This is a genomic window from Humiphilus diazotrophicus, assembly GCF_059726315.1.
The window spans coordinates 1,921,662-1,938,644 of sequence record NZ_AP040870.1 but is presented as its reverse complement, the minus strand read 5'-3'; the positions used below and the strand labels follow the sequence as shown (position 1 = coordinate 1,938,644).

At 53.1% G+C, this 16,983-nt stretch carries 13 protein-coding genes and 1 tRNA gene; 6 read left to right on the top strand and 8 right to left on the bottom strand.

Features of this window, described 5'->3' with window-relative positions; translation table 11 throughout:
* Positions 1 to 13 precede the first annotated feature (13 nt).
* Complete coding sequence (locus AC6I7T_RS09150) at positions 14 to 1,330, top strand: sensor histidine kinase (protein ID WP_497793060.1); 1,317 nt, start codon at positions 14 to 16, stop codon at positions 1,328 to 1,330.
* Here the strand turns inward: AC6I7T_RS09150 and bshA are convergent.
* Together bshA and AC6I7T_RS09140 are read right to left on the bottom strand one after the other, a co-directional pair.
* Positions 1,327 to 2,466 (bottom strand): N-acetyl-alpha-D-glucosaminyl L-malate synthase BshA, encoded by a 1,140-nt coding sequence (bshA, locus tag AC6I7T_RS09145; RefSeq protein ID WP_497793059.1) that lies wholly within the window; start codon positions 2,464 to 2,466, stop codon positions 1,327 to 1,329. The two genes, AC6I7T_RS09150 and bshA, sit on opposite strands and share 4 nt — an antisense overlap.
* A 45-nt stretch (positions 2,467 to 2,511) precedes the next feature.
* Positions 2,512 to 3,375, bottom strand: coding sequence for a ChbG/HpnK family deacetylase (locus tag AC6I7T_RS09140; protein WP_497793058.1), 864 nt, complete (start codon positions 3,373 to 3,375; stop codon positions 2,512 to 2,514).
* A 99-nt stretch (positions 3,376 to 3,474) separates the two neighbouring features.
* Between AC6I7T_RS09140 and AC6I7T_RS09135 the strand changes: the two genes are divergently transcribed.
* From AC6I7T_RS09135 to AC6I7T_RS09120, 4 genes are all read left to right on the top strand, one after another.
* A tRNA-Val gene (locus AC6I7T_RS09135) sits at positions 3,475 to 3,551 on the top strand.
* 561 nt (positions 3,552 to 4,112) lie between these two features.
* The gene (locus AC6I7T_RS09130) at positions 4,113 to 4,940 is read left to right on the top strand and encodes an IclR family transcriptional regulator (protein WP_497793057.1); all 828 of its coding nucleotides are present in this window, start codon (positions 4,113 to 4,115) and stop codon (positions 4,938 to 4,940) included.
* Positions 4,941 to 4,986: 46 nt separating this feature from the next.
* Positions 4,987 to 6,087, top strand: a complete 1,101-nt coding sequence (locus AC6I7T_RS09125) for a PfkB family carbohydrate kinase (protein ID WP_497793056.1) — start codon at positions 4,987 to 4,989, stop codon at positions 6,085 to 6,087.
* An 8-nt stretch (positions 6,088 to 6,095) separates the two neighbouring features.
* Complete coding sequence (locus AC6I7T_RS09120; protein WP_497793055.1) at positions 6,096 to 6,743, top strand: bifunctional 4-hydroxy-2-oxoglutarate aldolase/2-dehydro-3-deoxy-phosphogluconate aldolase; 648 nt, start codon at positions 6,096 to 6,098, stop codon at positions 6,741 to 6,743.
* 64 nt (positions 6,744 to 6,807) lie between these two features.
* On the opposite strand, the gene AC6I7T_RS09115 is transcribed toward AC6I7T_RS09120, so the two are convergent.
* The 3 genes from AC6I7T_RS09115 to AC6I7T_RS09105 all read right to left on the bottom strand — a co-directional run bounded on the left by AC6I7T_RS09115 (position 6,808) and on the right by AC6I7T_RS09105 (position 10,904).
* Entirely contained in the window at positions 6,808 to 7,725 is a 918-nt protein-coding gene (locus tag AC6I7T_RS09115; protein WP_497793054.1) for an alpha/beta hydrolase, read from the bottom strand.
* A gap of 81 nt (positions 7,726 to 7,806) precedes the next feature.
* Positions 7,807 to 10,476, bottom strand: a complete 2,670-nt coding sequence (locus tag AC6I7T_RS09110) for an ABC transporter permease (RefSeq protein ID WP_497793053.1) — start codon at positions 10,474 to 10,476, stop codon at positions 7,807 to 7,809.
* 98 nt (positions 10,477 to 10,574) lie between these two features.
* Positions 10,575 to 10,904: a PadR family transcriptional regulator gene (locus tag AC6I7T_RS09105; protein ID WP_497793052.1), complete on the bottom strand. Its 330-nt coding sequence runs from the start codon at positions 10,902 to 10,904 to the stop codon at positions 10,575 to 10,577.
* Between the two features lie 181 nt (positions 10,905 to 11,085).
* Here AC6I7T_RS09105 and AC6I7T_RS09100 point away from each other — a divergent pair, with 181 nt between their 5' ends.
* A complete protein-coding gene (locus tag AC6I7T_RS09100; RefSeq protein WP_497793051.1) occupies positions 11,086 to 12,015 on the top strand; it encodes a polysaccharide deacetylase family protein in 930 nt (309 codons plus the stop codon).
* Positions 12,016 to 12,673: 658 nt separating this feature from the next.
* On the opposite strand, the gene AC6I7T_RS09095 is transcribed toward AC6I7T_RS09100, so the two are convergent.
* From AC6I7T_RS09095 to AC6I7T_RS09085, 3 genes are read right to left on the bottom strand one after another with little or no spacing between them, the layout of a single operon-like run.
* Positions 12,674 to 13,498: a fumarylacetoacetate hydrolase family protein gene (locus AC6I7T_RS09095; protein WP_497793050.1), complete on the bottom strand. Its 825-nt coding sequence runs from the start codon at positions 13,496 to 13,498 to the stop codon at positions 12,674 to 12,676.
* Positions 13,499 to 13,507: 9 nt separating this feature from the next.
* The gene (locus AC6I7T_RS09090; RefSeq protein ID WP_497793049.1) at positions 13,508 to 15,496 is read right to left on the bottom strand and encodes a YjhG/YagF family D-xylonate dehydratase; all 1,989 of its coding nucleotides are present in this window, start codon (positions 15,494 to 15,496) and stop codon (positions 13,508 to 13,510) included.
* A gap of 2 nt (positions 15,497 to 15,498) precedes the next feature.
* Positions 15,499 to 16,845, bottom strand: coding sequence for an MFS transporter (locus tag AC6I7T_RS09085; protein WP_497793047.1), 1,347 nt, complete (start codon positions 16,843 to 16,845; stop codon positions 15,499 to 15,501).
* Between the last annotated feature and the right edge of the window lie 138 nt (positions 16,846 to 16,983).

Genomic DNA, 16,983 nt, shown 5'->3' with positions numbered 1-16,983 from the left:
ACAATTGACAGACGTGATCGAACCAAAACTCATTCTAATTACTTTGCTAATCCAGTTGGGCATTGCTGCGGCTGTTTCCTCTGGGCTGGCCCGATCACGTGTTTTTCAAAATCTACTCTTTGCTGAGCGTCGCAGTACAGGACAGGCTTTGGCCTTGATGGCCTGGTTTGTCGTGCCACTGACGTTAGGCGTTTGGTTTCGCACTTTCGTTGCCAATTTTCTCGCTGCCGATATTGGTTTTGAGACGGTCGTTTTGCTAGGTTTGCTGGCCGGGCCTCTTGCCGCATTCAGCGGGGCGGCTGTCTTGTCCACGCCAGCCGTGTTGCACGGCGAGTATCTGACCCTGCCGTTCCTGATGGCTGTTGCTCTGCTATCCAGCATTTTTGCGCGATTTGTTGAAGAGGAGGAGGTGTGGTCCTTCTCTCCTTTTGTCGATCTCAGCATTTATCGCTGGATTCGGCGGAATTTGAGGCAGCCAAGATTCGATCGTCAGATTTTGCTGCTAGTGATGATTGCGGGCATGGAGCTTTGCCGGGAGTGGCTCTCGATTCTCTATCCCAAATGGCTGTTTGCGTTGAACTCCAATTACTGGGGCATTCGGCTGGCCGTGTGTGCGAAGGCTGCCATGGTCGTTGGTATTCCGCTCAAGATCTGGAATGCGCTGCGTATCGAGCAGAAGTTGGAGGAGCAGAAGAGACTGCTTCTGGAGGCGCGCTTCGATGCTTTGCAACGGCAGATCAATCCCCATTTTCTCTTCAACACGCTGAATTCGATTGCTTCGCTCGTGCGTTTTCGCCCTGAACTGGCGCGCGAAATGATCGTAAAGTTAGCCAACATCCTACGCGCTCTTCTGAAAGATCACGATACCTATGTCCCCTTTCGCGAGGAATTGAACTTTACCGACGATTATCTGGGAATCGAGGTGGTCCGCTTTGGAGCCGAAAAGCTTAGAGTTGCAAAAGAGATCGATCCGGCCACCCTCGACATTCTTGTTCCCAGCATCCTTTTGCAGCCGTTGATTGAGAACAGTATCAAGCACGGATTGGAACCGCGCATCAGCGGAGGCACAATCACCCTGCGCAGCCGGATTGCGGGGAAGAACATGGTGATCGAGGTGGAGGACGACGGTGTAGGTATCGGGGCCGGTCCATCCACTGCTTTGAAGCGTCCGGGGGCAGGTATCGGCATGAAGAATGTCAAAGAGCGCCTGGAAGTGCTCTACGGCGGGGATGCGCGTTTCACCATCGTCAGCCGTCCCGGGCGTGGAACCCTGGTAGCGATCGAGGTGCCAATCGTGCAGACGGCACCTCAAGATCTCGTCGAGGCCTAATGTCTGGTATTCAGAACCTCTTCGTAGTATTTCTCGTAAAGTGGAATGATTCGTGTCGTGCAGAAGCGATCCTGCGCGGTTTTGCGGGCGGCTTTCCCCATTTGCTCCAGGCGTGCGGGTGAACTGAGCAGATCAACGGCCGCGTCGGCCATCTTTTCAACTGCGCCGACAGGGAAGAGGCATCCGGTGATGCCGTCATCGATTAGCTCGGGAACACCGCCAACCTTTGTGCCAATGGTTGGAACCTGACATGCCATGCCTTCGAGTGCTACCAGGCCAAAGGACTCCATTTCACTTGGCATCAACAGCAGATCGGCTGCGGGCAGTAGCTCATTCACGCTGTCCTGCTTGCCGAGAAAATCGATGTCCTTGTGAATGCCTTTTGAGTGCGCCAGCCATTCGGCAGCACCGCGATCAGGGCCATCCCCAACGAGAAGCAGCCGTGCCGGGACGCGCGAAACAACTCGGGAGAAGATTTCGATGGCATCCAGAACGCGCTTTACCGGCCGGAAATTCGAAAGATGCAGCAGCAGCTTTTCTCCGTTGGGAGCAAAACGCTTACGCAGCTCTTCTCTTGTTTCCGGTGCCGGAGTGTAGAAGTCGCAATTGACGAAGTTGGGAATTACCTCAATCTGGCGCTCAACGCCGAAGTCCTGAATTGTCTTCTCGCGGAGATAGTGCGAAATCGAGGTCACCCCGTCGCTCTCTTCAATTGCGAAGCGGGTCACGGGGAGGTAGGAGCGATCCAGCCCGACCAGGGTGATATCCGTTCCATGCAAAGTCGTGACGAAGGGAAGATGGCGCCCCCGGGCAGCCAGCATTTGCCTGGCAAGCAAAGCACTCACGGAATGGGGAATTGCATAATGCACGTGCAACAGGTCCAGTTCGTAGTATTCCGCCACCTCCGCCATACGTGTGGCCAGGGCCAAATCGTAGGGTGGGTACTCGAACAAGGGATAGTTCGATACGAGCACTTCATGGTAGAGAATTCCCCGTTCCCGGCCGGTAAGGCGAAATGGCTGCGAGTAGGTGATGAAATGGATCTCGTGGCCTTTGGCTGCAAGTTCAATGCCGAGTTCCGTGGCTACAACTCCGCTGCCACCGTAGGTTGGATAGCACGTAATTCCGATCTTCATAAGCCAAACTTTCGACGTTGCAAGGGTGCAAAGAGATGCATTGCTTTACTGACGTACCAGCTGAGCAAGATGGCCAAAATGAATCAGCTCGGCTTTTCCAAGATATTTCGTAACCGATTCCAGCAGAGCAGAGCGTTCAATTTCTCGTGATTCTCGCAGGCGGGTGCGAATCTTGAGTAAATTTTCATCCTGGTAGCCGGGATGACAGACCAATTCCCATCGGCCTTCCGGAAGGGCCTGCAGAAGACTTCGTACGGTCTCGGGATTCAGCGTTCCCGTAGCGAGTACTCCGACAGCGCCGTCAGTGGTTGCCAGTCCTGCATGCCGGACACACTCAAGAAAGTACTTGCGGAAGAATCTGAGGGCTAGTACCTCCATACGGCGGACCAGAGGTGCTCCCGGTGTTGCTGAGAGGCTCCAGGCGGGCTCGAACGGGTTGCGAATGGCTTTTACCCCTCTGCCAAGAGCGGCGCGTGTTACAGGCCTCAGAACGCGAGGAAACATGTGGGAGTGTTTGTGTGTATCGATATGCGTCACGCGGACACCGTGCTGCTGCAAGCGGTGGATTTGCGCCTGTGCTTCCGCCTCGATGTCCTCCTCCCGGATGCGGCCCAATTGCAGGTCGCGGACAAAAGCTCCGAGAGTGGGCCGCAACTGGCCGGTAGAGGGCTCAACCAGAGTCGGGATCTGCTCAGGCGGCAAAACGGGAGATCCGTCCACCAGGACCACATGGCAGCCGACACCTAATTCCGGATGTGCTTTCGCGCCCTCGACAGCCTCCTCAAAAGACTGAGAACAGGCCATTAGCGTCGTCGAGGTGAGTGCGGCGGCCTCATTCATCTCCAAAACGGCGCGGTTGACTCCCTGGGTCAGTCCAAAGTCATCTGCGTTAATAATCAACTGCTTCACGGGCTGAGTGTATCAAGCCCTGACGATTCCGCTGTTTGCTGATAGAATCTCAAAAGTGCCGCTGACGGTGTCTCCTAAGGACGGCATTTTCTATAGGATGGGCGGTTAGCTCAGCTGGTTAGAGCGCCTGCCTTACAAGCAGGAGGTCCACGGTTCGAGCCCGTGACTGCCCACCATCCCCTTCTCGTTTTCGAGAGATTCTCCCCCCCCAGTGAGCCTCCGCTTCGTTTTCTGTTGCCTTGGCAGGATGGTTGGACTTTTTCTGGATCTCAATTCCTTTGAAATGTGAAATTTGTATTCCGAACGGGAGGCGAAGCCCCGCGACACGCCCCATTTCGGGATGCCTCCTCGCTATGAGGGACGAAAAAGGATGCAACGCGGACCACTATGAGGGAAATTAGTGGGGTAGAGGTGTTTCATTGGTATCACATAGTGAAATCATTTCTCCTGATTAGGTACGCAAGTGGTCTGATCAATTCTGTCCAAATTTGAACCTAACCGCCATTCCGGAAGAGGTTCTTTTTGAACGGTATTTCGTGGCGAAGTGCTTGTTACATCGCGATGAAATTGAGGAAAATGCATTTCTCCTTCGGCGTCTTTAGGAACAGTCAGCTCTTGTGATCTGGACCACAGGTTGAACCTCTTTTCCACAAACTGGGATTTTTTCCTTGACAGTGCCCGTTACGACAAAGAACAATGCATGGCGTAATCTCCACTAGTCGAAACGAGTATTCAATATGCGAGACGAACAAACGGGCGCCCCTTCGAGCGGCACATACAAACTTCAGGCACTTGATCGTGCCTTTGCAGTTTTGGATTTACTAGGAGATAGCGAAAGCCCTCTGGGATTGGCTCAGGTGGCTAGCACTCTAAAACTTCATAAGAGCACGGCACATCGCTTCCTTATGGTGTTGGAACGGCACCGTATGGTCGAGCGTACCCACGGAGGCAAATTCCGTTTGGGACTGCGGCTCTTTGACTTCGGGAATCGTGCAATTGAGCAGTACGATCTCCGCGAGCGTGCTCATCCGCATCTGAAGCGCTTGGTTGCAGAGACGGAAGAGACGGCTCACCTTTGCATCCTGGAACAGGCTCATATCATTTACCTGGACAAGTTGGAGCCCGCCCGTAGTGTTCGCATGTTCTCTCGCATCGGCGCCAGCATTCCTGTGCATTGCACAGCGGTAGGTAAGGCCATCCTGGCTCACTATCCGCCGGAAAAGGTGGAAGAAGTACTCAAAAAGACCCGCTTCGAGCGCTACACCGCGAAGACACTCACCAGCAGAGAAGCTCTTCTGAAGGAAGTGGAGCGCGCCCGCCGTCGGGGTTATGCCGTAGACGATGAAGAGCGTGAAGAAGGTGTACGCTGCATCGCCGTTGCCATCCTGGATGCGCAGGCTCAGCCGGTAGCTGCCGTCAGCGTATCTGGACCCTCCTTCCGTGTTACCGCACAGAAGCTGCCGACGATTGCAAATCGTCTGATGGCCTGTGCACGCGGTATTTCCGTAGATATGGGATTTATGCCAGCTGTTCGCGCTGCCCGCATGAGTACCTGGCTTGCGTAGTTTGAGAAGAATTACTGATTTTAGGCAATAAATAAACAGGAGAAACATGGAAGAGCTGGTTATTAAAAAAGCAGAAGACTGTAAATGGGACAGCGTCAGCCTTGGAGAGGTTATGTTGCGTCTCGATCCAGGTGAGGGGCGCGTCCACACCGCACGTCAGTTCACGGCCTGGGAGGGCGGTGGTGAATACAACGTGGCGAGAGGTCTCCGCCGCTGCTTCGGTCTGCGGACCGCTATTGTCACAGCTTTTGCCGACAATCCGGTAGGACGCCTAGTGGAAGACTTCATCTTCCAGGGCGGTGTCGATCCTTCGCTGGTCAAGTGGGTTTCTTACGATGGTGTCGGTCGCACGGTTCGCAACGGTTTGAATTTTACCGAGCGTGGCTATGGCGTTCGCGCGGCAGTAGGTTGTTCCGATCGTGGTAACACCGCAGTTTCGCAGTTGAAGAAGGGCGATATCAATTGGGAAGAGGTCTTTGGCCCCAAGGCCGGATCTCGCTGGTTCCACACGGGTGGTATTTTTGCAGCTCTTTCCGATACCACTCCTGCTGCTTGCGCTGAAGCTCTGGATGTTGCTCGTAAGTACGGCACAATCACCAGCTATGACCTGAACTATCGCGACTCCTTGTGGAAGGCCATTGGCGGCAAGGCTAAGGCTCAGGAAGTCAATCAGGATCTGGTCAAGAAGTTGGATGTGCTCTTCGGAAACGAAGAAGATTTCACAGCGATGCTCGGTGTCGAGCTTGAAGGTGTCAGCGAAGACTTCAACGAACTGCCCATCAAGGCTTACGAGAAGATGCTGCGCAATGTAGCCAAGAAGTATCCCAACCTGAAGGTAATTGCTTCTACTCTGCGCACTGCGCACACAGCCTCGTGCAATGCCTGGGGCGCGATTGCCATCTACAAGGATGAGATTGTTCTTGTTCCTCAGCGTGATATCGAGATTCTCGATCGCGTCGGCGGCGGAGATTCCTTCGCTTCCGGTCTGATCTACGGCTTCCTCTCCGGACATGACGCACAGTATGCGGTTGCATGCGGTGTGGCACACGGAGCATTGGCGATGACGACGCCTGGCGATACCAGCACCGCTTCGCTGAAGGAAGTAGAACGTGTCATGAAGGGCGGAACCGCCCGTGTTGCTCGATAGGAGAAATTGTGAGCGAAGTAAAACAGCGGCTTGAATCTGCGGGGCTTTTACCCGTATTGCGTGCCAGCTCCGTAACGGAAGCCTTGGCACTTGTCGAGGCTATGTATGCCGGGGGCGTCAACGTTATGGAAGTGACGATGACCGTACCCGGAGCCATCGACGTATTGAAGGAATTGAAGAAGAAGTACGGCAATAACATCCTTCTCGGATCGGGAACAGTGACTACTGCCGACCAGGCCAAGGCGACTATCGAGGCCGGTGCGGAGTTTGTCATCAGCCCCAGTCTGCATCTGGACGTTATTGCCAAGACCAAGGAGATGGGCAAGGTCTCCATCCCTGGATCTCTTACCCCGACCGAAGTCATCACCGCATGGAATGCCGGTGCCGATTACGTGAAGATCTTCCCGTGTTCGGCTATGGGCGGAGCCTCGTACCTGAAGGCTCTGAAGGCTCCATTCCCGTTCCTGAACCTGATCCCGACCGGTGGTGTAAATATCAACACCGCTCCGGAGTTCATCAAGGCCGGTGCCAAGGCTCTGGGCGTGGGTTCGGATCTGGTGAATGCCAAGGCCATCAAGGAAGGCAAGCCTGAAACCATTACGGCTGCAGCGAAGGCCTATCTGGACATTATCAAGCAGACACGCGCAGCAATGTAGTTGTTCGTGCGGTAGTCAGTGTTGCCCAAGGCGCCTGGTGGGAATCTCTCACCAGGCGCCTTTTCTATTTGTCGCTCAAATAACCACGGATTCTCAACCAGTCTGCCAGTCGTCCGGTCCAGGATGAAAGCGTCGAATCGGTATAGGCCAGCCCAAAGCCATGTCCGCCACGCTGGTAGATGTGCATTTCGGCAGGGACATGGGCCTTTAGCAGCGCCATGTAGAAGCGCACGCTGTTTTCAGGGCTCACTGCCGCATCGTCATCGGCAAGGGCGAGGAAGGTTGGTGGAGTCTGTGCCGTGACGTGGAGGTCCGGCGTCATCTCTTCAACCAGTTTTGGGTCCGGATTGTCTCCGAGGAGACTGGTGAAGGATCTGGCGGCCGCAGGTGCCAACTGTGCAATCACTGGGTAGCCAAGGACGAGAAAATCCGGACGGCTGCTCACCCGCTCAATGGGGTCAGTTGCCGAAGGATTACCGGCGTCGAACCTTGTTCCGGTCGTAGCTGTCAGATGACCTCCGGCCGAAAAGCCAAACATCCCGATCCTGTCTGGGGCGAGGTTGTAATCGCCGGCGTGAGCGCGAACGTAGCGAATCGCTCGTTGCCCATCGAGGATGGGGGCTGGGTAGTGATAGGCGGGAGCGTAGCGGTATTCGAGAACAAAGGCTGCTATACCGAGGTTATTCAGCCACTGCGCGAAAAGGACGCCTTCCTTTTCGTAAGCCAGGTGTGAGTATCCACCGCCAGGGCAGACAACAATTCCTGTTCTGGTGGTCTGCTTCTTGGGCAGGAATACGGTTAGTCGAGGCTTGTCGGCTTCGGTATTCCCATGAGCCAGGGGTGCACCCTCCGGCCAAAGATAGACAAAGCTGGCACCTGCTGGAGGAGTAGTTGCTGGTGTCTGAGCAAAACTGGATGCAACTGCGGAGGTGACGAGCACCCCCGTAAAAACAGTGGTCAGAAGACTTCTGGAGATTCTCATAGTTATCGGTTAGAGACTAGCAGAAGAAATGAGCGCCGATCTCTATGAAACCTAAGCCAGAAATGAGCCGATGTCGAAGACCTACTCCATGCGTAACGCCTGCATTGGATTGAGACGCGATGCCCGCCATGCTGGCCATGCACAGGCGGACGTCGTAACAAGCCCCAATGTCAGGATTACGGAAGCGAATACGGCGGGATCGGAATGTTGCGTTTGATAAAGCATGGAATCGATTAGTCGCATGGTGAGAAAGCTCCCTGCAATTCCAATTGCCAAACCAATGAAAGCTGGGCGGAGTCCATCCACCAAAACCATGCCGAGGACCTGCTCTCGTCGTGCTCCCAGAGCGATACGAATACCAATCTCTGTTTGCCTTTGTGTAACCAGGTAAGACAGGACTCCGTAGAGACCGACCGCAGCGAGTAACAGTGACAGGATTGCAAAGGCCAATATGAGGGTGGCGCTGAAGCTGGTATTCGCTGTCGATTCTTCGATGATTTGGTCCATTGTCATGATCTTTGAAACCGGCAAGCCCGGATCGAGAGCCGCAATTTCCTTTTGAATCGGAAGAGAGAGGGTGAGCGGATTGGACGCGGTGCGAACGACCAGAGAGAATTCCTGACCTGTTTTTCCGGCAAGAGTAGGGAAATACATCATTGGTTCTTGAGGTTTTCCCGCTTGGTATACGGTGTCACCCACTACTCCGATAATCTCGTAATTCGGAAATTTATTATCCCAGGCAGGCACATTCAAATGCCTCCCTATGGGATCTTCTCCGCGAAAATACTTTTGCACTAACTGTTGGCTGACGATGATGTAGCCAGATCGCTCAAGCCGTTCCTGTGGACTGAAGAACCGGCCTTTGAGTAGAGGGATCTGCAAAGTGCGGAAATAGTCTGGATCGGCCAGACGGTAGAGGGCATCCGGCAGTTGCTCGCCTGGCTGTATTGGCGGATGCTCCACGACAGTAAAGACATCGTCGCCTCCATAACCGGCGCCGGGAGCTACAAAGCCTAGGCCTGCTGCACGGACTCCAGGCAGCTGTTTCACACGCTCCAACAGCTTCTCATTGAAAGCGACAACTTTATCGGGTTTGTCATACTGCTTTTCCGGCAGGCCGTAGCTCATGGTCAGGATGTTGTCCGTGGTTGCTCCAAGGTTTGTCGCTCGCAGGCGAAGGAAGCTTTTCAGGAGTAATCCAGCTGACACTAATAGAACCACAGTCATACCGATTTCTACGGTCAACAGTGTCTTGCGTAGTCCTGTGCGCGACAGACTACCTCCTATCGAGCGGGAAGAGTCCTGCAAAACTGCAGCTATGGATTTTGTGGAGGAAGAAGCTGCCGGCAGTAATCCAGCCAAGAGAGCAGAGATACAAACCAGGCCGCAGGAAAAGGTCAAAACGGTAGCATCGACATGAATGGCTTCTGTTCTTGGCAGTCCTCGCCAAACATTCGCAAGCCATTTTGTTACCGTAAGAGATATCAATACCCCGACGAAACCACCTGCCGCGCAGATTAGAAAACTTTCTGCCATCTGTTGCCGGATAAGGGCAACGCGGGTAGCGCCCAAAGCTCCTCGAAGAGCTATTTCCTTTTGTCGCGTTGCACTACGCGCTACTAATAAATTCGCTACGTTAAGGCAGCCGATAAGAAGCAGGCAGCCCACAGCGCTCAAGATAATGATGAGAGGAGTCTTTACATCTCGAACGACATCTTCGATCATCGGTCGTGAAACTGCTTCTTCGGCAACAGGGCTGTCCGGATACCGTAAGTGGATCTGGTATTGCAGCGCCTTGATTGGGTTCATCGCAGCTTCAAGATTTGCTCCCTTGCTCAGGCGCGCAACTACATAGCTTTGGTGATAGTCGTGGTGTGTTAATAGCTCCGGTGATGCAATTGCTCCATAAGGAACCCATATCTGAACACGCGTGTGGGGATAGGCAAACCAGTCAGGTAATACCCCCACAATGGTATAGGCATTTGCGTCCAGATGAATCTGTTTCCCGACGATGGAAGGATCGCCTCCGAACCTTCGTTGGAAGATATTCCACGCCAGAATAGCGACTTTGTTGGCTCCCGGATGGTCCTCATTCTCAGAGAAGCTTCTGCCAAGAACCGGACGAACTCCTAGCAGTGGAAAGAAGTTCCATGTGCCCGCAACTGCATCAACTACCTCCGGCAACTCGGCGTGTTCTCCACTAAGGTTGAACTTCAACCAGCGCCAGGCGGCCATGTCCTGAAATCCATGGGTTTGTAAGCGCCACTCATAATAGTCGGCAGGGGATACGACGTTGTAATTGAACCCTCTCTCGTTGTTGAAATTTCGAAAGTGCTCATACACCATGAACAGCCGGTCTGGTTCAACAAAGGGGAGCGGCCTCATTAGCACTGAATGGACAATAGTGAATAAGGAGGTAGTAGCCCCAATACACAGAGCCATAACCGCGACAGCCATCAAGGAGAAACCGGGAGAACGCAATAGCGTACGGATGCCGTAGCGAATATCCCGAAGCAGTGCTTCCAGGTTCGCCCCACTCCATGTCCCCCGAGTTTGTTCGCGTAGAAGTGCAGGATTCCCGAAGCTTCGTAATGCGGCGTGTCGAGCTTCTTCCGGAGGCATCCCGGAAGTCATGTTTTCAGCGGTTTGCTGATCGAGATGGAACTGAAGTTCTGAATCGAGACGTTGATTCTCCCGATTCCGGTGTAGGAGCATCTGCAGGCAAATCCGCAGCTTCTCTAGCCATCGCATATGTGCCTCCCGGTCATTGCTCAGCAAAGGGGATGCTATTGGCAATGACCACTATGGGATCAGCTCTGGAGTTTGAACGTGCCTATGTGCAAAATGGACTATGCGTTTTGCACAATCAAGTTGATTGCTTCCGATAACCTGTTCCAGTTCGCCGTTTCTGTTTCCATCTGTTTTTGTCCAGCCGCAGTGAGGGAATAAAACTTTGCCTGTCTGCCCGTTTCACTTTCTGCCCATTTGGCTCGAACCCACCCTTGTTGTTCCAGCCGATGTAGCGCCGGATAGAGAGAGCCTTGCTGTACCTGCAGCACTTCGCCGGAGATCTGCTGAATACGCTTGGCAATAGCCCAACCATGCATCGGTTCAAGAGCGATGGTCTTAAGAATCAGCAAGTCGAGAGTTCCCTGAACAAGATCGCTCGGTTTACCCATACTGTGATTATCTACACTCTCGGGGTGTAGATAGTCAAGGTGTAGCTGAGGCTTATCAAGAACTCCGAATATTAAAGTGCTTTATATGAAATTTGAGACGCTATAGTAGCGGATTCCTACGTACTCTCAATTGCTGTATAACGTTTGTTCGAGTATTTCCGGCGTGGAAAGGGAAGGGAAGATGGCGAGATTGGCAGGTTCTAGATTTTTTCGAGTATTACTGGTTGCGGCTGGAGTGTGTGGGATGTCCTGGGGCGCGGGCTTTGCACAACAGGTAGCCATCACTTTTGACGATCTGCCGGCACATAGTGCCTTACCTCCAGGGGCAACGCGGGTAGGAGTTGCGACCGCGACTATCGAGGCCCTGAAACAAGCCGGAGTTCCACCTATCTATGGTTTTGTGAATGCGGAAGCAATTGAGCGTCAACCAGGCGATGCCGTCGTCCTTGATGACTGGCGCAAAGCTGGAAACCTGCTCGGGAATCATGCCTGGTCGCATATGAACCTGAATACGCACTCTCTGGAAGATTGGGAGAAAGATGTTCTCCGGAATGAACCTGCAATTGAAACCAGGATGAAGAGTGCCGATTGGCATTGGCTGCGGTTCCCCTATCTTGCGCAAGGCGATACGGAGGAAAAGAGAGAGGGGGTAAGAGCTTTTCTAGCTCAGCACGGATACAGAATTGCCGGTACAACCATGAGCTTTGGCGATTATCTATGGAATGAGCCTTATGCCCGTTGCAGCGAAAAGAAAGATGCCGAAGCGATAGCGTTTCTGGAAACGAGCTATCTGATGGCTGCAAAAAGTGAACTCCACTATGTGCGTTCGCTTTCCCGCTCACTCTATGGACACGATATTCCCTATGTGCTGCTGATGCACATTGGAGCCTTCGATGCCCGAATGCTGCCGCGTTTGCTTCGTATGTACAAGGATGAGGGCGTCAAGTTTGTGACTTTGGAGGAAGCAGAAAAAGATTCGTTTTATCTCCAGGATATGGACCTGAAGCTGAAGCCTGCTTCTGATTCCCTGGAAGGTGTGGCGACAACGAAGCAGGTGCCTCTGCCTCCAAAAGCCCTGGAGCCTCCAAAGCTGGATAATCTTTGCCGATAGCGCTTTGAAAGAAAGTCCACATAATGTTCTGCTGATTGATTGCGAACCATGAAACCGTAGCCCTGCAGTGATCTTGTATCAGTCCCGCACCGGAGCAGCCGACCCGCGATAAACGAAACGGGAGGTCGGATTTTGATGTTTCTTATGAGGGGTTGCGAATGTGGTTTGCAGCATTGCATCGGCCCTGAACAGTAAGGGAACAATACCTCCCGGAGGGAGCGAACGAAAATAGCCCGTGTGGAGCGTAGCGGAATGCGGGGTTCGCAATCCCCTTCAATAGATCCGCCCCGGCAGGGGCGGAACGAATCCTAATCTCCTCACCTAAGATCTGTGGAGGATTTCGTGCCGCCACCATACGGGGCGGCGAGACGTGAGGGGGCTAACCCAGCGCTCCCGTCCGCAAAGCGGACTCCGCGCTGGGCTACTGTCGATTCGCCCCGCTGGGGCGAAGTGCTGGAGCTTCTATCTTTCCATGCTAGTAATTGCAGACAATTTTGAATATAACCAGAAGCTCAAAGACGAATTGGCCTTTGCCCTGTGTCAGTCCTGCACCGGGGTAGCCGACCCGCGATAAATGAAACGGGAGCTCGGATTTTGATGTTTCTTATCAGTGCAGGGCTACGGTGCCCTTTCTTTAGATACGCTATTTCAAAGCTCTTTAGCCAACATGATTTTCAAGCGTGCCGATGCCGTCAATGCTGATGCGGACACGATCTCCTCGGGAGAGCGTGAAATCGTCTGCGGGAATGATTCCGGTTCCTGTCATCAGGAACACCCCATGCGGGAAGCTATTGTTCGAGAAGAGATATTTCACCAACACCTTAGGATCGCGTTTTAGTTCCGCGAGTGTAGTGCTTTCATGAAAGATCGTCTCTCCCGCTCGTTGAATCTCCAGATGAATGCCGGTGGTTTTTGCGAGAGGTTCGGCAGCGAGTAGGATGCCAGGACCAAGCGCGCAGCTTCCGTCGTAAACTTTGGCTTGAGGAAGATAAAGAGGATTTTCTCCTTCTATATCTCTGGAGCTCATGTCGTTTCCGATCGTATAGCCAATGATTTTTCCCGTGGGATTGATCAGTAAGGTTAACTCCGGTTCCGGGACAGACCATCTGGCATCTGTACGGATGCGAACTGCCTGGCAATGAGCGACGACGCGGCGGCCTGTCGCCTTAAAGAAGAGCTCTGGCCGATCAGCAGAATAAACACGATCGTAAAAGCTACCCCCACCCGCATCCATGGACTCTTTTATCCTGGCGCTGCGACTGCGGTAATAGGTGACTCCTGCTGCCCACACTTCCTGGTTGACAATGGGAGCGAGGATATCGGCTTCACCGAAATCGTCTATCGATTCTTTCTCGATTTCACGTTGAACATATGCGTGCAAATCCGGACTGGCGATGAGTTCATCCCAATCGCCTGTCTGCAGGCGATAGAGTTTGTGGTTATCTTCTACAACTATGCCTCTGATCGTGCGATAGATCTTCATGGAAACCTTTCAGGATGATTTGCCGTTTTCTTCTAAACCACTGGTGAGTCGTTTCACTATAGAGTCAACATCGTAAACACAACCACCCCATACCCCGCCACTTGTCTGGACCAAGGCTGCCCACAGTCGTGTGTCTTCCGGCAACGCAGGATGCGGAGCTAAATCCTCTCTTGGAGAACGCTTAGCCAGACGAAGGGCTCCTTCTTCAGAGGAGAAGCATTCGTCATTCTCTCCAACCATATTGACGGATCCATAGAGAGCATTCCGGTCGATCACGATCTCAATCAGGTCGCCATCTCGTACTCGTCCGATTGTGCCGCCTGCGAGTGCTTCCGGAGAGATATGCCCTATGCAAGCACCGGTAGAAACGCCGCTGAAGCGAGCATCTGTGAGAACCGCAACATGCTTACAAAAGGGTAAATTCTTCAGTGCGGAAGTAATTTGATAGATTTCCTGCATGCCAGCTCCGGCAGGTCCTCCACAGATAAGTACGATGACGTCGCCCTGGGCTACAGAGCCGCTCTTGATTGCGTCGATGGCTGCTGCTTCTGTTGTGAAAACTCTTGCCGGACCGGTGTGCCGGTAGACATTGTTTTCGTCAATCAAGGACGGATCAATGGCCGTACTCTTGATGACACTTCCTTCTGGAGCGAGATTGCCGACGGGGAAACAGACTGTCGAGGTCAGTCCTCGTGCACGAGCGACATCCGGGGAGAAGATAACATCATCCGGGTCAATCTGATCTAAGTGCCGTAAGCGATCTTTCAATTTCCATCGGCGTTCGCTTTCTTCCCACCAATTGAGGTTCTGATCGAGGGTTTCTCCTGTAACCGTGCGGACGCTGGTATCCAGTAGTCCAGCCCGGCGTAAATGCAGCATAACTTCAGGTACTCCACCGGCCAGAAAAACCTGGACCGTAGCGAAATTGTTGGGACCGTTCGGGAGGGCGTCGACGAGACGAGGCGTTCGGCGATTTACCTCGATCCAATCGGAGACGGATGGCCTCGACAATCCGGCAGCGTGAGCTATTGCTGGCAGATGGATCAGGAGATTTGTCGAGCCTCCGAAAGCCGCATGCAGCACCATTGCGTTGCGAATAGCAGCATCCGTAAGTATGTCCTTTGTCCCCAATCCTAGCTGCATCATTCGCAGTGCTGCCCGAGCGGAGCGCGAGGCCGCATCGAGCCAGATCGGCTGGCCTGAGGGAGCAAGTGCGGTGTGCGGTAAAGAGAGACCCAACGCTTCAGCGACAACCTGCGATGTAGCCGCAGTCCCCAGAAACTGACATCCGCCGCCTGGAGTAGCACAGGCGCGGCAACCTACCTCTGCGGCGTATTCCAAGGTGATTTGTTTTTGTGCATAGCGGGCACCGATGGTTTGTACCTTGCCTGCATCTTCCCCATTTTCGGGAAGTAATGTGACTCCTCCGGGGACGAGGATGCTTGGCATCGTCCCTGAAGAGGCCAGAGCCATCATCATGGCTGGCAATCCTTTATCGCAGGTGGCAATGCCTATCACTCCCTTACGCGTGGGCAACGAGCGCATTAATCGGCGAAGGACAATGGCAGCATCGTTGCGATAGGGAAGAGAATCGAGCATTCCCTCCGTCCCTTGTGTGCGTCCATCACAAGGATCAGTGCATGCTCCTGCAAAAGGAATGGCCTGAAGATTTCGTAATTCGCGTGCGGCTTCAGCGACAAGCAGTCCGACCTCCCAATGTCCAGTGTGGAAACCGAGAGCGATTGGTCTTCCATCTTCTGAGCGTAAGCCGCCATGCGTGCTTAGTATGAGGAACTCAGGATCTCGAAGCCGCGAAGGCTCCCACCCCATACCTGCGTTCTGCGTGAGTCCAAAGAGATTGCCGGAGGGTTGTGACAGAAGCATCTCTGGAGTAAGCGGCAGATTGCCTTTTGGACCGGCAGCGTGAGTTGTTGTCTCAGTCAGCATCGAGTCCCCGCACTCGAGCACCTGTGCAGTGGTGATAGGAGACGTTTCCATAGTTACTTATTCTCTTGCTTTGGCATAGTGATTATGTACGACGGGGAACGCAAACAGAGCATTAACGTTGCAGAGCATATTAATGCGATAGCCATCAGTAAATATCCGGCACGAGAGTTTCCTGTAATGGCCTGCAGAAATCCTACAAAATAACTGCCGAAGAAAGCACCAAGAGCTCCAGCGCTATTTACAAACCCCAATACCTCTGCAACCACGTTCCGTGAAACACGCTCGGGGATGATCGCAAAGAATGGTCCATAAGGTGCATACATGCAGCCTCCGCTAACAACAAGACAGAGAAAGGCCATTGGAAAACTTCTGCCTGTGAAAAAGAAGGAACCTAACAGCGTAATTCCGGCAATCAGCAAAAATGGCCATACCAATTGCTTCCTTTGTAGTGTTTTATCTGAGATGTGAGAGACGGTAAGCATCAAGATGACTGCAAACAAATATGGAAGAGAAGAAAGCAACCCGACCTTTTCAATAGAGAAGCCGCCGCCAAGACGAACGATCGTTGGCAGCCATAGAACAAAACCGTAGATGCCAAGGCTCCAAAAGAAGTAAAAGGCTGCGATCAACAGAACGTCGGCACGCAGTAATGCTTGATGTACGGTGCCTACCGGAGTGACGGATAGTTGTTCTTGTGTAAGCTTTGTTTCCAGATGCTGTGCGGCTTGTTGTGTTACCCAGTTTGCCTGCGCAGGCTTGTCTCGTACCAGAGCAATCCAGATTACCGCCCATATCACAGCGGGAAGACCTTCAATGATAAAAGTCCTCTGCCAGCCAAAGCCTCGGATCAGATAACCGGTAACCGCAGACATCCATAGCACTGTCGCCGGATTCCCCAGCATGAGAAATGTATTGGCGCGCGAACGTTCGGCTCGGGTGAACCAACTGGTGAGCAGAAACAGCAGTGCCGGGAAGATAAAGCTTTCTGCTATTCCGAGCAGGAAACGATCGAGAGCCAGCAGCCAGAATTCACGAATGACTCCGGTAAGGGCCGCCAGAGATCCCCAGGCAACAAGTGCTCCACATATCAACCGGGTAGCGCTATGCTTTCTTGCAAAAGATGCACCAGGCACCTGGAAAAGAAAGTAGCCAAGAAAGAATAGAGCTGCGAGAAGGGAATTTTTTGTCTCTGTAATGTGTAGCGTTGCAGCTAAGCCTGCAGCAGCGCCGAACCCGTAGTTTGCGCGATCCAGATAGGCGAGGCTATAGGTTACAAAGACTGCTGGGAGTAGATACCACCAGCGCTTACGCAGACTCTTATTTGCTGCCCGGTCTATCTTGGCGAGGACAGCACTGGAGGTAGTCGGGGCATCCCTGGTGAGGAACTGAAAGTTCATCATGCCTCTTCAACTGCCGGAGTTATTTCTCGAAATCTTCGGGTCTATTGTTTAAGAGCGGCCTGCCAGAAGCAGTAAATCTAGTGAACTTGAATACGTGGGACCACAAAATCGCTTTAGGCAAGCTACATCAATGTATCT

Coding starts and splice junctions, on each gene's coding strand:
- AC6I7T_RS09085 (WP_497793047.1), bottom strand. CDS start 16,845: ATGATGAACTTTCAGTTCCTCACCAGGGATGCCCCGACTACCTCCAGT.
- AC6I7T_RS09130 (WP_497793057.1), top strand. CDS start 4,113: ATGCGAGACGAACAAACGGGCGCCCCTTCGAGCGGCACATACAAACTT.
- AC6I7T_RS09110 (WP_497793053.1), bottom strand. CDS start 10,476: ATGCGATGGCTAGAGAAGCTGCGGATTTGCCTGCAGATGCTCCTACAC.
- AC6I7T_RS09100 (WP_497793051.1), top strand. CDS start 11,086: ATGGCGAGATTGGCAGGTTCTAGATTTTTTCGAGTATTACTGGTTGCG.
- AC6I7T_RS09090 (WP_497793049.1), bottom strand. CDS start 15,496: ATGGAAACGTCTCCTATCACCACTGCACAGGTGCTCGAGTGCGGGGAC.
- bshA (WP_497793059.1), bottom strand. CDS start 2,466: ATGAAGATCGGAATTACGTGCTATCCAACCTACGGTGGCAGCGGAGTT.
- AC6I7T_RS09115 (WP_497793054.1), bottom strand. CDS start 7,725: ATGAGAATCTCCAGAAGTCTTCTGACCACTGTTTTTACGGGGGTGCTC.
- AC6I7T_RS09125 (WP_497793056.1), top strand. CDS start 4,987: ATGGAAGAGCTGGTTATTAAAAAAGCAGAAGACTGTAAATGGGACAGC.
- AC6I7T_RS09105 (WP_497793052.1), bottom strand. CDS start 10,904: ATGGGTAAACCGAGCGATCTTGTTCAGGGAACTCTCGACTTGCTGATT.
- AC6I7T_RS09095 (WP_497793050.1), bottom strand. CDS start 13,498: ATGAAGATCTATCGCACGATCAGAGGCATAGTTGTAGAAGATAACCAC.